The 15166-nt window shown below is 61.1% G+C and carries 12 protein-coding genes and 1 other RNA gene; all 13 read left to right on the forward strand.

Translation table 11 applies throughout. The features are described 5' to 3' along the window. Window positions 1-57: 57 nt before the first annotated feature. Window positions 58-455: RNase P RNA component class A (gene rnpB / locus ACSQ2Z_RS08765), an RNA gene on the forward strand. Window positions 456-875: 420 nt separating this feature from the next. After that, the gene (gene mraZ / locus ACSQ2Z_RS08770) at window positions 876-1316 is read left to right on the forward strand and encodes a division/cell wall cluster transcriptional repressor MraZ (protein WP_436080845.1); all 441 of its coding nucleotides are present in this window, start codon (window positions 876-878) and stop codon (window positions 1314-1316) included. Between the two features lie 14 nt (window positions 1317-1330). Then, window positions 1331-2356 (forward strand): 16S rRNA (cytosine(1402)-N(4))-methyltransferase RsmH, encoded by a 1026-nt coding sequence (gene rsmH, locus ACSQ2Z_RS08775; protein ID WP_436080846.1) that lies wholly within the window; start codon window positions 1331-1333, stop codon window positions 2354-2356. 3 nt (window positions 2357-2359) lie between these two features. Further along, on the forward strand, window positions 2360-2758 hold the full coding sequence (gene ftsL / locus ACSQ2Z_RS08780; protein ID WP_436080847.1) for a cell division protein FtsL: 399 nt from the start codon (window positions 2360-2362) through the stop codon (window positions 2756-2758). Continuing rightward, window positions 2758-4503, forward strand: a complete 1746-nt coding sequence (locus ACSQ2Z_RS08785) for a peptidoglycan D,D-transpeptidase FtsI family protein (protein ID WP_436080848.1) — start codon at window positions 2758-2760, stop codon at window positions 4501-4503. Before ftsL ends, ACSQ2Z_RS08785 begins: the two co-directional genes overlap by 1 nt. A gap of 63 nt (window positions 4504-4566) precedes the next feature. Then, window positions 4567-6027: a UDP-N-acetylmuramoyl-L-alanyl-D-glutamate--2,6-diaminopimelate ligase gene (locus ACSQ2Z_RS08790; RefSeq protein ID WP_436080849.1), complete on the forward strand. Its 1461-nt coding sequence runs from the start codon at window positions 4567-4569 to the stop codon at window positions 6025-6027. A gap of 1 nt (window position 6028) precedes the next feature. Next, complete coding sequence (locus tag ACSQ2Z_RS08795) at window positions 6029-7462, forward strand: UDP-N-acetylmuramoylalanyl-D-glutamyl-2,6-diaminopimelate--D-alanyl-D-alanine ligase (protein WP_436080850.1); 1434 nt, start codon at window positions 6029-6031, stop codon at window positions 7460-7462. A gap of 123 nt (window positions 7463-7585) precedes the next feature. Further along, the gene (gene mraY, locus ACSQ2Z_RS08800; RefSeq protein ID WP_436080851.1) at window positions 7586-8686 is read left to right on the forward strand and encodes a phospho-N-acetylmuramoyl-pentapeptide-transferase; all 1101 of its coding nucleotides are present in this window, start codon (window positions 7586-7588) and stop codon (window positions 8684-8686) included. A 7-nt stretch (window positions 8687-8693) separates the two neighbouring features. After that, on the forward strand, window positions 8694-10085 hold the full coding sequence (gene murD / locus ACSQ2Z_RS08805; RefSeq protein WP_436080852.1) for a UDP-N-acetylmuramoyl-L-alanine--D-glutamate ligase: 1392 nt from the start codon (window positions 8694-8696) through the stop codon (window positions 10083-10085). A 60-nt stretch (window positions 10086-10145) separates the two neighbouring features. Further along, window positions 10146-11300 carry a putative lipid II flippase FtsW gene (gene ftsW / locus ACSQ2Z_RS08810; RefSeq protein ID WP_436080853.1) on the forward strand — a complete coding sequence of 385 codons (1155 nt, stop codon included), beginning with the start codon at window positions 10146-10148 and terminating at the stop codon, window positions 11298-11300. A 23-nt stretch (window positions 11301-11323) separates the two neighbouring features. Beyond that, window positions 11324-12448: an undecaprenyldiphospho-muramoylpentapeptide beta-N-acetylglucosaminyltransferase gene (gene murG / locus ACSQ2Z_RS08815; RefSeq protein WP_436080854.1), complete on the forward strand. Its 1125-nt coding sequence runs from the start codon at window positions 11324-11326 to the stop codon at window positions 12446-12448. Beyond that, on the forward strand, window positions 12445-13863 hold the full coding sequence (murC, locus tag ACSQ2Z_RS08820) for a UDP-N-acetylmuramate--L-alanine ligase (protein WP_436080855.1): 1419 nt from the start codon (window positions 12445-12447) through the stop codon (window positions 13861-13863). The genes murG and murC overlap by 4 nt, the downstream gene beginning before the upstream one ends. Next, entirely contained in the window at window positions 13860-14834 is a 975-nt protein-coding gene (gene murB, locus ACSQ2Z_RS08825; RefSeq protein WP_436080856.1) for a UDP-N-acetylmuramate dehydrogenase, read from the forward strand. Before murC ends, murB begins: the two co-directional genes overlap by 4 nt. Window positions 14835-15166: the final 332 nt, after the last annotated feature.

The following is a 15166-nucleotide window of genomic DNA, read 5'->3' on the forward strand; positions in this document are numbered from 1 at the left end:
CACCTTATTTTCTTTTATCTATGGCAATTGGCGAATGCGTCGGTTATGCACCGCCTGCCAGTTGGCTGGGCAGCCGCTCTCCGCTAGGGCCGAAAGGCTGCGGGGGGAGGAAAGTCCGGGCTCCACGGAAAAACGGTGCCGGATAACGTCCGGCGGGGGTGACCCCAGGGAAAGTGCCACAGAAAGAATACCGCCTGCCTCTGGCAGGTAAGGGTGAAAGGGTGGGGTAAGAGCCCACCGCGCGCATGGCAACATGAGTGGCAGGGCAAACCCCACCGGGAGCAAGACCGAATAGGGATGACGTGGACTGCGCAAGCGGTCCGGCCTTTTCCGGGCCAGTCATCCGGGTGGGTTGCAGGAGGCAGCGCGCAAGCGCTGTCCCAGATGAATGGCTGCCACGTTCCGGCTTTCGGGCCGGAGCCATACAGAACCCGGCTTACAGGCCAACTGGCAAATTCTTCTTCTTTGATCCCGGCCAACGCGATTTCAAAAATCGTGTATCCGCTTGAATGCTTATTATTTTTATACATTGCTAATGTTCAGGGTAATCATTTTACCGAAGAGGATTCGACAGTGAATCCAACGTGTTGATGGCCGTGTCGTAACCATTTGTTAAACTTAACAGACTATCAAGATTTGCTGACGACGCGTGCTGAAATAGAGCAAATCCCATTGACGCCCATATGGTCCCATGGTATCCCAATCACACACAGTACACGGGCTGATTCAGGCCGATTCACCGCAAGTCTCGGGACCCCTCGTCGGGGGATTTTCGAACGGGCATGTCGCCCGTTGGTGGAGTGCTGTGTCTTGTTTTGAGGGTGTGCGCGGGCTATTGGGTTTCGCGCGTTTACCGGAAACGGCCGTATCTCGTCATGAACCGCTTCCTATCGCATGCGACAAACCGGATCGATGCAAAGGGGCGGGTTTCCGTTCCTTCGACGTTTCGTTCTGTTCTGTCGGCGCTCGATATTCGGGAGCTTTATTGCTTTCAGGATTTCGTCTTTCCGGCAATCAGCGCCGGCGGTCCGGAATTGCTGGATCGGTTCGAAAGGCAAATCGGCGGCGAGGATCCGTTTTCGCCGCAGGCCAATCAGATGTCGCTCCTGATTCATGGGGGCGGGGTCTTCATGAAGCTCGACCAGGAAGGCCGATTGATGGTCACGGATTTCATCCGCGACTTCACTGGCATCACCACGGAGGTGACCTTTGTCGGTCGGGCGGATCATTTTCAGTTGTGGGCGCCGCAGGTGTTTCTGGAACGCCAAGCGGCGGCGCGGGAAGAACGCAGGTTGCGAGGTCGGCGTTCGGACTAGAGTGGAGAAGCGGAATGATGGCGGATCAAGGCGAAGGTTTTCCTGATGCCGATGGCGGACCGGTCCGTCACATTCCGGTTCTTCTCCCAGAGGTTCTTGCGAGCCTTAATCTCGCTCCCGGCAAGGTCATTCTCGATGGTACCTTTGGTGCCGGCGGCTATACCTCTGCCATTCTGGCGACCGGCGCCGATGTGATCGCGCTCGATCGTGATCCCGCAGCCATTCAAGCCGGACAGCCACTGGTCGCCGCCAGCAACGGCCACCTCACCCTGGTGCATTCGCGTTTCTCCAACCTTGCGCAATATGCCCCCGAAGGCGGACTCGATGGCGTCGTGCTCGATATCGGCGTTTCCTCCATGCAGATCGACGAGGCCGAGCGTGGCTTCTCCTTCCAGAAGCGCGGGCCGCTCGACATGCGCATGTCGTCGGATGGTGTTTCCGCGGCCGACGTCGTCAACAGGGCCAAGGTTTCCGACCTTACGCGTATCTTCGGCTTTCTCGGTGAAGAGCCGCAGTCGGGCCGCATCGCCCGCGCGATCGAAAAGCGCCGGCTTGAAGAGCCTTTCGTAACGACGCGCGACCTCGCAGGACTGATCGAGATCGTTACGCCGCGCAAGGCCAAGGACAAGATTCATCCCGCCACCCGTGTGTTCCAGGCGCTGCGCATCTTCGTCAACGACGAACTCGGCGAACTTGCCCGGGCGCTGTTTGCCGCCGAGCGCGTGCTGAAGCCCGGCGGGCGTTTGACCGTCGTCACCTTCCATTCGCTGGAAGACCGGATCGTCAAGAAATTCTTCCAGGATCGCGCCGGCAAGGCCTCCGGCTCGCGTCACATGCCGCTGGTGCATGAGCGTGCGGCAACTTTCGCACCAGTTGGGAAATCTATGGTCGCGGCCAGTGAAGAAGAAGCCTTGCGCAACCCGCGCGCCCGGTCTGCCAAGATGCGGGTTGGCGCCCGTACCGATGCGCCGCCTCAGGCAGAGGATCTGTCCATCTTCGATTTGCCGAACCTTGCGAGCCTTGGAAAGATTGGGGGCTGAGACATGCTGCGTACCTTTGACATCGTCCTGATCGTCGTCATGACGGCCGCAGCGACCGTCACCTACACGATCAAGCACCGGGCGGAAAACAAGCTGGAAGACGTGCGCAAGCTGGAGGGGGAGATCAAGCTCGAGGAAGATACGATCGACCTTCTGCGCGCCGATTGGGCGTTGCTCACCCAACCCAATCGCCTTGAGAAGCTCGTAACCGTCTACCAGCAGGACCTGCAGCTTACGGCTACCGCCTCGACCCAGCTTGTGCGCCCAGAAGAGCTGCCGATGCTGAAGGCCGATTTGCCGCCACCGGAGGATGTCCTCGAGGTGATGGGCATGGCCAAGGGCAAGTCGAAAAAACCGCTGGCGAAGACGGATGATATCGCAACAGGTTCGGTGGCACGCTGATGTCTTTTCTGTCCCGTATCATGGTCGTCAAGAGCAAGGCTCATTTCTCCGCCGGCGGCAACAACCATCCCGGTGATCTCGGCATTCCGTTCCAGGGAACGCGTAAGAAGAGCAGCAACCAGGCGAGAAGCCGTGTGGCGATCGTCATCATCAGCTTCGCGGCGGTCTATTGCGTCATCGGCGGCCGTCTCGTGCAGTACGGTCTGGCGAAGCCCGATACGGTTTCCAGCATCGGCCGCGCCGACAATCTGATGGCTTCGCGCCCGGACATTCTCGACCGCAACGGTGAAATCCTGGCGACCGACATCCGCACCGTCTCGCTCTATGCCGAGCCGCACAAGATCGTCGATGCGGATGAGGCGGTCGAGCAATTGTCGACTGTCTTGCCCAATCTCAACGTCGCGGAAATCTACAACAAGCTGAAATCCAAATCGCGGTTTCAGTGGCTGCGTCGCCAGTTGACCCCGAAACAGCAGAGCGAAATCCTGGCGCTCGGCATTCCCGGCATCGGTTTCCGGCCGGAGAAGCGCCGTTTCTACCCCGGCGGCGCCACCGCTTCGCACGTCATCGGTCATGTCAATGTCGATAATCGCGGTATTGCCGGTATGGAGCGCTGGATTGACAACCAGGGGCTGGCCGATCTTGCCGCCATCGGCATGACGAGCGATGCGAAACTAGAGCCGGTCAGGCTTTCGATCGACCTGCGCGTCCAGAACATCCTGCGCGATGTCGTTGTCGATGCCATGGCAAAGTTCAAGTCGCTTGCCGCAGGCGGCGTGGTGATGGACGTGAAGACCGGCGAAATTCTCGCCATGGTGTCCTATCCCGACTATGATCCAAACAAGCCCGCCGATGGCGCCAAGGAAGGCTGGATGAACCGCATGTCGAACGGCACCTTCGAGATGGGGTCGACCTTCAAGTCGTTTACCACTGCGATGGCGCTCGATTCCGGCAAGGTGAAGCTCACCGACAGCTTCGACGCCCGCTTCCCGATTCGCATCGGCGGCTTCACGATCAAGGATTTCCACGGCAAGCATCGTGTTCTGACGGTGCCGGAGATCTTCCAGTATTCATCCAATATCGGAACGGCCAAGATGGCCGATATCGTTGGCATCGCGGGTCACAAGGAATTCCTGACCAGGATAGGCCTGCTTTCCAAGATGCAGACGGAGCTGCCCGAAGTGAAGATGCCGAGCCAGCCGCGCGAATGGAAGAAGATCAACTCGATCACCATCTCCTTCGGTCACGGCGTCTCCACGACGCCTTTGCAGACCGCCGTGGCCGGTGCCGCCCTGTTGAACGGTGGACATCTCATCGAACCGACCTTCCTGCCGCGCACGGCGGAGGAGGCAGAGGCTGCCTCGACGACGGTCATCAAGAAATCGACCAGTGACGATATGCGCTTCCTGTTCCGTTGGAACGCCGTCAATGGCTCTGGCAAGAACGCGCGCGTGCCGGGGTATAATGTGGGTGGCAAGACCGGGACCGCAGATAAGGTCGTGAACGGCCGCTATTCGCATGACGCCAATTTCAATGCCTTTCTGGCCGGCTTTCCGATCGATGATCCGCGCTATGTGGTCCTGACCTTCATCGACGAACCGAAAACCGACAAGGGCAATGGCGCGGCACTTGCAGGCAATACGGCAGCCCCGATGGTTCGCGATATCATAAGCCGATCTGCGCCGCTTCTCGGCGTCGAGCCGAAGTTTGGTGAAGACGGTTCTGCCTTGCTTGTGTCTTATTGACCATGGAATGACAATCTGGAGGATTCGCCGCTCGGCGGGTCGGTATAACTGAAAAGTGCATCCATGAAGATCAAAGACCTGATCGGGAAGGATTTCCCGGAAATTGCCGCGCAGTTGAACGCCGCCGCCGGCGATATCGATATTGCCGCCATCACCGCCGATAGCCGGCAGGTCGTCCCCGGTGCGCTGTTCGTGGCGCTTTCGGGTAGCAAGGCGGACGGCAAGGCCTTCATTGATGACGCAATTGCGCGCGGCGCCGCAGCCGTGGTCGCGGGCGCAAAACCCTCGGAAGATGTTTCAGCACCGGTTTTTGCCGCCTCGGCGCCTCGCCGCGTGCTTGCGCTCGCAGCCGCCAATTTCTACGGGCGCCAGCCACAAACGATGGTGGCTGTGACCGGTACGGCTGGAAAGACTTCGGTCGCCTCGTTTACCCGACAGATCTGGGCGCATTCTGGCCATGCGGCAGCAATGATCGGCACCACGGGTGTCATCGCGCCCGGTCGCAATGATTATGGCTCGCTGACGACACCGGATCCGGTTTCGCTGCACAAACTGCTCGCCGATCTCGCCGACGCCGGCGTCACCCACGCGGCGATGGAGGCTTCCAGCCACGGGCTCGACCAGAGCCGGCTGGATGGAGTGCGCCTTGCCGCCGCCGGTTTCACCAATCTTGGCCGAGACCACATGGACTACCATCCGACCGTCGAGGACTATATGGCCGCCAAGATGCGGCTGTTCGAGGGCGTGTTGCCGAAGGGATCGCCGGCGGTGATCTTTGCCGACGACGCCTGGTCGGGACCGGCGATCGCTGCGGCCAAGGCAACCGGTCAGGAGGTGCTGACCGTCGGCCGCAAGGGTGATTATCTGAGCCTCAAGCGCGTCGAGCATTTCCGCCACAAGCAGATCGCCGAGGTTCACATCGGCGATGAGATTTTCGAGGTGCACGTACCGCTGGCTGGCGACTTCCAGATTTCCAATGCGCTTGTGGCGGCCGGCCTCGCCATCTCCACAGGAGTCAGCGCCAAAGCGGCGATGGCGGCGCTCGAAAAGCTTCAGGGTGCTTCAGGCCGCCTCGAACTGGTCGGCCACACGAAGAACGGCGCGCTCGCCTATGTCGACTACGCCCACAAGCCGGATGCGCTCGAAAACGTCCTGACGTCCGTCCGTCCGTTCACGACCGGCCGGGTCATCGTCGTCTTCGGCTGCGGCGGTGATCGCGACAAGGGCAAGCGTCCGATCATGGGCGAGATCGCCACGCGGCTTGCCGACGTGGTGATCGTCACCGACGACAATCCGCGCTCGGAAGTTCCCGAAACCATCCGCAGCGAGATCATGGTGGCGGCCGAGGGCGCGACTGAAATCGGCGACCGCGCGGAAGCGATCAAGGCTGCTGTCGCCATGTTGAAATCCGGCGATACGCTGATCGTCGCCGGCAAGGGTCATGAGGAGGGGCAGACCATCGGCTCCGTCACTTTGCCTTTCTCCGACCATGCCGAGTTAAGAAAAGCATTGGGAGATCAATGATTTGAGCTTTCTCTGGACAGTTAGCGACCTGATGGCGGCCATGCATGGCCGCCCAATGGGAAACCTGCCTGAAGGCATTACCGGGATCTCGATCGACAGCCGCTCCATCGCCAAGGGCGAAGCTTTCTTCGCGATCAAGGGCGACCGGGTCGACGGCCACGACTATGCCGGCATCGCGATTGCCAATGGCGCGGAACTGCTCGTCGTCAGCGAGGCGAAACTGCCGGCGCTCGGGCGTCTGATCGCGCCGATGATCGTCGTCGATGACGTGCTGGAGGCGATGGTGCGGCTCGGCTGCGCCGCTCGAGACCGCAGCGCCGCGAAGATCATCGCGGTGACTGGTTCTGTCGGCAAGACCACCACCAAGGAAATGTTGCGTCACGTATTGTCGCCGTCCGGCCGGGTGCATGCCTCTGTCGCCTCGTTCAACAATCATTGGGGCGTGCCGCTGACCCTGTCGCGCATGCCGGAAAATACCGATTTCGGTATCTTCGAGATCGGCATGAACCACGCTGACGAAATCCGGCCGCTGGTTACGATGGTTCGTCCGCATGTGGCAATCATTACCACGATCGCCGCTGCGCATCTTGGCAATTTCAAGGATCTCGGCGAGATTGCCGCTGCCAAGGCGGAGATCATGGAAGGGCTCGTCGATGACGGCCATGTGATCCTCAACCGCGATAACGAGCAGTTCGAGACGCTGGAAAAAGCAGCGGCGGTGCTGGGCGTTGCCCATGTGCACAGCTTCGGCAGCAGCGCCAAGGCCGACTTCCGCATGGTGGAATTCGCAGGCGGCTCGGAAGGGGCCGTGCTCTGGGCGGCGATCGGCGGCAGGACGCTGGAAATACAGATGGGCGCGCCGGGCCGGCATGTCGCCGAAAACGCGCTTGCTGCACTCGGTGCCGCCGCTCTGGTCGGGGCGGACGTGGATGCTGCGGTTGCTGCCCTTGCCACCCTGGTGCCGGAAAAGGGGCGGGGCGCAAGGCACCGTCTGCCGATCGGCTCGGGTTCCTTCGTTCTGATCGATGAGAGCTACAACGCCAATCCGGCATCGATGCGGGCGGCGATCGCGCTTCTCAAGGATGCCGAACTGCCCGACGGCGGACGGCGAATCGCCATCTTGGGCGACATGCTGGAGATGGGCGAATTCGCGGGCAAGGTTCATGCCGGGCTTGCTGCGCCGCTCGCCGAAGCCGGTATCGGCGCTGTCTGGCTCGCCGGACCGGAGATGGCGCATCTGCGCGATGCGCTGCCTGAGGATATCCGCGTCGAATATCGCGAAACTGTCGAGGACCTGAAGGAATTCGCCCTCGGATCGATCGCGGCTGGAGATGTGGTGATGGTCAAGTCGTCCAAGGGGACCGGTTGCGGCAGGATCGTTGCGGCCTTGCTTGAGAAATACCCGCCTTCATCCGGGACAGGACGCGCCGAATAAGGCTGGGACAAGGCTTTCATGGCCGAAGTTCCATGCTGACACTTCTGATACCACGCAGTTATTCTTCCATTCGGTGATTCTGATGGATGGCACCTGCAACGAACCTTTGGGGAAAGGTCCCTTATGCTCATCTGGCTTGTCGAACTGGCGGACCATTTTCAATTTTTCAACCTCTTCCGGTACATCACCTTCCGTACCGGCGCCGCCCTGTTCACATCGGCAATCATCGTCTTCCTGTTCGGTCCGCGAATGATCTCGTCGCTGCGTGTCCGGCAGGGCCGTGGCCAGCCGATCCGCGCGGACGGTCCGCAGACCCATTTCAAGAAGGCCGGCACACCGACCATGGGCGGGCTGATGATTCTTGCCGGCATCATCGGCAGTTCGCTGCTCTGGGCCGATCTTTCCAGCGTCTACGTGGTTTCGACGCTGTTGGTGACGCTCGGTTTCGGCGCCATCGGCTTCTATGACGACTACCTGAAGGTGACGAAGCAGTCGGACAAGGGCTTCTCGGGCAAGGCTCGCCTGGGCATCGAGTTCGTTATCGCCGCCATCGCGGTCTTTTTCATGATGCGGACCGCCTTGTTGGCTGGAACGAACGGCTCGACGTTCGGCTCGTCGCTGACATTCCCCTTCCTCAAGGATTTCACTCTCAATCTCGGCTATTTCTTCATCCTGTTCGGTGGATTCGTCATCGTTGGTGCCGGCAATGCAGTCAACCTCACCGATGGTCTCGACGGTCTTGCCATCGTCCCGGTAATGATTGCCGCCGCGTCCTTCGGCGTCATCGCCTACCTCGCCGGTAACGCGGTGTTTGCGAACTACCTGCAGATTCATTTCGTGCCGGGCACCGGCGAGCTCGCGGTCATTCTCGGCGCCGTCATCGGCGCCGGCCTCGGTTTCCTCTGGTTCAACGCACCGCCGGCGGCGATCTTCATGGGCGACACCGGGTCCTTGGCGCTCGGCGGCCTGATCGGGACCGTTGCCGTTGCGACCAAGCATGAGATCGTCATGATCATCATTGGCGGCCTGTTCGTCATCGAAACCCTGTCGGTGATCATCCAGGTCTTCTGGTTCAAGCGCACCGGCAAGCGCGTCTTCCTGATGGCGCCGATCCATCACCATTTCGAAAAGAAGGGCTGGACGGAGAGCCAGGTCGTCATCCGCTTCTGGATCATCGCGGTCATCCTCGCCATGATCGGCCTTTCGACCCTGAAGCTGCGGTAAAGAGCCGATGATCCCGGTCACGACATTAAAGGACAAGCAGGTCGCGCTCTTCGGTCTCGGCGGCTCCGGTCTGGCGACGGCGCAGGCGCTGGTCGCCGGTGGCGCCAAGGTTACGGCCTGGGACGACAATCCCGAGAGCGTCGCCAAGGCGGTTTCCGAGGGTATTGGTACCGGTGATCTGCGACAGGCGGAGTGGAAGGCTTTTTCCGCCTTCGTTTTGTCGCCGGGCGTTCCGCTCACGCATCCGCGGCCACACTGGACCGTCGATCTTGCCCATGAAGCCGGTGTCGAGGTCATCGGCGATGTCGAACTTTTCGTCCGCGAGCGGCGGGCGCATGCACCTGATTGCGCCTTCATCGCCATCACCGGCACCAACGGCAAATCCACGACGACGGCGCTGATCGCCCATATCCTCAAGACCAGCGGCCGCGATACGCAACTCGGGGGCAATATCGGCACGGCGGTACTGACGCTCGATCCGCCGAAGAACGGCCGCTTCTACGTGGTCGAATGCTCGTCCTACCAGATCGACCTGGCGCCGACGATCAATCCGTCCGCCGGCATCCTGCTCAACCTGACGCCTGACCATCTCGATCGGCACGGGTCGATGCAGCACTACGCCGGCATTAAGGAACGTCTTGTCGCCGGAAGCCGCGTTGCCGTCGTCGGGGTCGATGACAGTTTTTCCAGCCTGATCGCCGATCGCGTCGAACGCTCAGGCACCAAGGTCGTGCGGATTTCGCGGCGTCAGGTGCTGGCGGATGGTCTCTATGCCGAGGGCAGCCGCATCGTGCAGGCCCTTTCCGGAGCAACGACCCTGTTTGCCGATCTCGACGGCATCCAGACCCTGCGCGGCGGTCATAATGCCCAGAACGCGGCCGCAGCAATTGCCGCCTGCCTTGCCGTCGGTGTTTCGCAGGCAGACATCGTCAAGGGCCTCTCCTCTTTTCCCGGGCTGAAGCACCGCATGCAGCCGGTCGGCCGGAAAGGGCAGGTGGTTTTCGTCAACGACAGCAAAGCGACCAATGCGGATGCGGCAGCGCCCGCTTTGTCGAGCTACGAGCGGATCTACTGGATCGCCGGCGGCCTGCCGAAGGAGGGCGGCATTGTGACGCTTTCACCGTTCTTTCCGAAAATCGCCAAGGCCTACCTGATCGGCGAGGCTGCGTCCGCTTTCGCCGCGACCCTTGGCGAGGCCGTGCCCTTCGAAATTTCCGGGACTTTGCAGCAGGCCGTCGCCCATGCCGCCGCTGATGCGGCCAAGGACGAGGCGGGGCCATCCGCCGTGATGCTGTCCCCGGCTTGCGCAAGCTTCGACCAGTACAAGAACTTTGAAGTCAGGGGCGATGCCTTCGTCAGCCATGTTGCTGCGATCGAAGGCGTCACGATGCTGATATGAAGGCCGATGGCCTTGCGTTGATTTCCGGGCGCCGGACGCGCCGTTGAAGGGGACGAAGAGATGGTAAGCCGTGCCGAACGTGGCCCCGTGGCCGACTGGTTCTGGACGATCGACAGGTTCTTCCTGGCGACCTTCATTCTGCTGATGGGCATCGGCTTTATGCTATCCTTCGCCGCAAGTCCGGCGGTCGCCGAGCGGCTCAATCTCGACAGCTTCCACTTCGTCAAGCGGCATGCTGCGTTCCTTCTGCCATCGCTCGCGGTGATGGTCGGCATTTCCTTCCTGTCGCCCCGGCAGGTGCGCAGAACTGCGATGATCCTGCTTCTCGCCTCGCTCGGCATGATGGTGCTGGCGCTATTCTTCGGCGCCGAGGTCAAGGGCTCCCGCCGCTGGATTTCGCTTGCCGGCCTGTCGGTGCAGCCGTCCGAATTCATGAAGCCGGCCTTCGTCGTCGTCTGTGCCTGGCTGTTCTCCGAGCATGCGCGCCAGCCGGAAATTCCAGGCAACCTGTTCGCCATCCTGCTTTACGGCATCGTCGTCGCGCTGCTCGTGGCGCAACCCGACCTTGGCCAGACCATCCTGACGACGGCCGTTTGGGGCGGCATGTTCTTCATGGCCGGCATGCCGTGGCTCTGGATCATCGTGCTCGGAGGCTCGGCAGTCGGGGGGCTGGTGGTCGCCTATACGATACTGCCGCACGTAGCCGGCCGTATCGACCGGTTCCTGACCGGCGAGGGCGATACCTTCCAGGTCGATACCGCGCGCGAGGCGATCATTCGCGGTGACTGGCTGGGGCAGGGACCGGGCGAAGGCATCGTCAAGCGGATCATCCCGGACAGCCACACCGACTTCATCTTCTCGGTCGCGGCGGAAGAGTTCGGTATCATCTTCTGCATTGTCATCGTGCTGATCTTCGCCTTCCTCGTCATGCGCGGTCTTTCCCATGCTTTCCGCGAGCGCAATGACTTCACCCGGTTCGCCGTTGCCGGCCTCGTGCTGCAGATCGGCATCCAGTCGATGATCAATATCGGCGTCAATCTCGAACTCCTGCCGGCCAAGGGCATGACCCTGCCGTTGATCTCCTATGGTGGTTCCTCCATGGTGGCGATCTGCGTAACGGCGGGCTTCATCCTGGCGCTGACCCGCCATCGCCCGGAAAAACGCGCTATCGAGCGCAGCCTGTTCCGCTCAGGCATGGGCGTGCCAGCCGAATAGAGCCGGCGTAACAAGGACTGATTATGACCAAAGGCATCATCATGCTCGCCGCCGGCGGGACCGGGGGCCATCTGTTTCCGGCGGAAGCGCTGGCGCATGAGTTGAAGGCGCTCGGCTATGCCGTGCACCTGGTGACGGACAGCCGGGCAGAGCGCTATGCGGGAAAATTTCCAGCGGATGAAATCCATGTCGTGCCTTCCGCCACGATCGGGTCCAAAAACCCTATGAAGGTCGCAGGCTCGCTGTGGACGCTCTGGTCCGGAATGCGTATCGCTCGCCGTTTGATGGTCAAGGTGCGGCCGAAAGTCATCGTCGGCTTCGGTGGTTATCCGACCATTCCGCCACTGCTGGCCGCAACCGGCATGGGCATTCCCTCGATGATCCACGAGCAGAACGCCGTCATGGGCCGGGCGAACAAGGCGCTCGCCAAACGCGTCAAGGCTATCGCCGGCGGTTTTCTTCCGGAAACGAATGGTCCTTATGCCGCGAAGACCGTCACGACGGGCAACCCCGTCCGTCCGGCGGTGTTGGAAGCCGCCAGGGTGCCATATCAGCCGTCTGGTGACGGCGAAGATTTCCGCCTCGTCGTCTTCGGTGGCAGCCAGGGCGCACAGTATTTTTCGAAGAGCGTGCCGACGGCAATCAGCCTGCTCGACGACAGCTTGCGGGCGCGTCTGCGCGTTACCCAGCAGGCCCGCGCCGAAGACCTGCCGATGGTCGAAGGCTGCATTGCCAAGCTTGAGATGAATGCGGACATCGCGCCGTTCTTTACCGATATGGCGGAGCGTATCGCCAAGGCTCATCTGGTCATCTGCCGGTCCGGCGCCTCCACGGTGTCGGAGATCGCGGTAATCGGCCGGCCTGCGATCCTGGTGCCTTATCCTTACGCGCTCGATCATGATCAGGCCGCCAATGCAGCAGCACTTGCGGCGACCGGCGGGGCCAAGGTGATCGCCCAGGCCGAACTTTCCAGCGAAAAACTGAGCCGGATACTGACGGAGGCCATGAATAACCCCGCCAAGCTCAGCGGCATGGCGGCGAGTGCCAAACAGGTGGGCAAACCGGATGCCGCACGCTTGCTTGCCTCCATGGTTGAAGCTATTGCCAGCGGTTCGACGATTGCACAGTTCAAGGAAACACGCTCATGAAAATGCCGCAGACGATCGGCCTGGTTCATTTCATCGGTATCGGCGGTATCGGCATGAGCGGCATTGCCGAAGTGCTGCACAATCTCGGTCACCGGGTGCAGGGCTCCGACCAGTCCGACAGCGCCAACGTCCAGCGGCTACGTGACAAGGGCATCGAGGTTTTCGTCGGCCACAAGGCTGAGAATATTGGCGATGCCGAAGTCGTCGTCGTCTCGACCGCAATCAGGAAGACCAACCCGGAACTGATCGCCGCGCGTGAAAAGCTGCTGCCGGTCGTGCGCCGCGCCGAAATGCTCGCCGAACTCATGCGTTTCCGCAATGCGATCGCCATCGGCGGCACCCATGGCAAGACCACGACGACGTCGATGGTTGCCTCGCTGCTCGAAGCCGGCGGGCTCGATCCGACCGTCATCAATGGCGGCATCATCAATGCCTATGGTACCAATGCCCGCATGGGCGAGGGCGAGTGGATGGTGGTCGAGGCCGACGAATCGGACGGCACCTTCCTGAAATTGCCCGCCGACGTCGCGGTCGTCACCAATATCGATCCGGAACATCTCGATCACTACGGCGATTTCGATGCCGTGCGTGCCGCCTTCCGCCAGTTCGTCGAGAACGTGCCCTTCTACGGCTTCGGCGTCATGTGTCTCGATCATCCCGAAGTGCAGACCATGGTATCGACCATCGAGGACCGAAAGGTTATCACCTATGGCGAAAATCCGCAGGCGGATGTGCGCTTTTCCAATATCCGCATGGACGCCGCGACCTCGGTCTTCGACGTCGAAATCCGCCGTCGCCGTACCGGCCAGATTATCAAATTGCCGGATCTGCGCCTGCCGATGCCGGGTCGTCACAACGTCTCGAACGCGACGGCTGCGATCGCGGTTGCCCAGCGTCTCGGCATCAAACCGGACGCCATCGCCAAGGGGCTGGCGGCGTTCAGTGGCGTCAAGAGACGCTTCACCCTCACCGGTGAGTGGAACGGTGCGCGCATCTATGACGACTACGGTCATCATCCGGTCGAGATCAAGGCCGTGCTGAAGGCTGCGCGCGAAGCTTGCCAGGGCGGCCGCGTCATCGCCGTGCACCAGCCGCACCGTTACTCTCGGCTGCACAGCCTCTTTGAGGACTTTGCCGCCTGCTTCAATGATGCAGATACGGTCCTGCTCGCGCCGGTCTATTCGGCCGGTGAGGATCCGATCGAAGGCGTCAGCTCGCCGGAACTCGTCTCCCGCATCAAGGCGGGGGGGCACCGCGACGCGCGTTTCATCGACGGCCCGGAAGCGATCGCGCCGATCGTCTCCGCCATTGCGCAACCGGGTGACTTTGTGGTTCTCTTGGGGGCTGGCAGCATCACATACTGGGCGGCCGCCCTTCCGAAGGAACTCGCAGGCATTTCAGGAAATTCCGCATGAAACAGGTTGATGGTACCAAGCTTCTGGCCTCTTTTGGGGCAGGCGTGAACGAATTGCGCGGGCGTTTGACGCCGGACGCGCCGATGGATCGCGTCACCTGGTTCCGTGCCGGCGGCCTTGCTGAACTGATGTTCCAGCCGCATGACGCCGATGATCTCGTCGCTTTCCTGAAGCTGCTGCCGGACGAAGTGCCTGTCATGGTCGCAGGCGTCGGCTCGAACCTGCTCGTGCGCGATGGTGGCATTGCGGGTGTCGTCATCCGGCTTTCGGCCAAGGGGTTCGGTGATGTCGAGCTGGTTTCGGAGACCCGCGTTAGAGCGGGAGCGATCTGCCCGGACAAGAACCTTGCTGCCATGACACTCGATCACGGCATAGGCGGATTCCATTTCTACTACGGTATTCCCGGCTCAATCGGCGGCGCACTGCGCATGAACGCCGGCGCCAATGGCGGCGAGACGCGCGAGCGTGTGGTCGAGGTTCACGCGGTCGATCGCAAGGGCAACAAGCACGTGCTCACCAATGCCGACATGGGCTACACCTACCGGCATTCCTCTGCGCCAGACGACCTGATCTTCACCCATGCCGTCTTCGAAGGCTATCCGGAAGACAAGGCGAAGATCCGCGCCGATATGGATGCGGTGCGCCAGCATCGCGAGACGGTGCAGCCGATCCGCGAGAAGACCGGCGGTTCGACCTTCAAGAATCCCGACGGTCATTCCGCCTGGAAACTGATCGACGAGGCGGGCTGCCGCGGCCTGATGATCGGCAGCGCCCAAATGTCGCCGATGCATTGCAATTTCATGATCAACACCGGCCAGGCAAGCGGCTACGAGCTTGAATATCTCGGCGAAACCGTACGCCAGCGGGTGTACGAAACATCCGGCATCAAGCTCGAATGGGAGATCAAGCGCATCGGCAATTTCATGCCCGGCTACGAAGTGAAGGAATTTCTTGGTCAGCTGACGGCCTGAACCAACCCCCGGACGAAAAAAAGCCGCCGCGGAGCGATCCAAGGCGGTCTTTTTGTTTCCTTTGAACGTGGCAGCTGCACGGCTCTTGACGCAGACGGTTCCCCCATAAAACCGTCAGGCCTCCAAAAGAAAGCCAAAAACGCTGCGCGTGCATTTCTCTCAATGCACAATCATTGACCAGAATCGATTTGTTGCAAATCTTGGGTTGTGCGCTCTGCGAATGGGCGAGGCAAACGGCTGGAATGCGCGTGTGGTTTCATTCGGAGGCCGGAGGGAAAACGCGGTAGCGCGCATCAACCCACTGGAGCATTTTGCTCCATTTCAAGGGGAAA

This window comes from Pararhizobium sp. LjRoot235, assembly GCF_964254145.1.
Lineage (GTDB): Bacteria > Pseudomonadota > Alphaproteobacteria > Rhizobiales > Rhizobiaceae > Pararhizobium.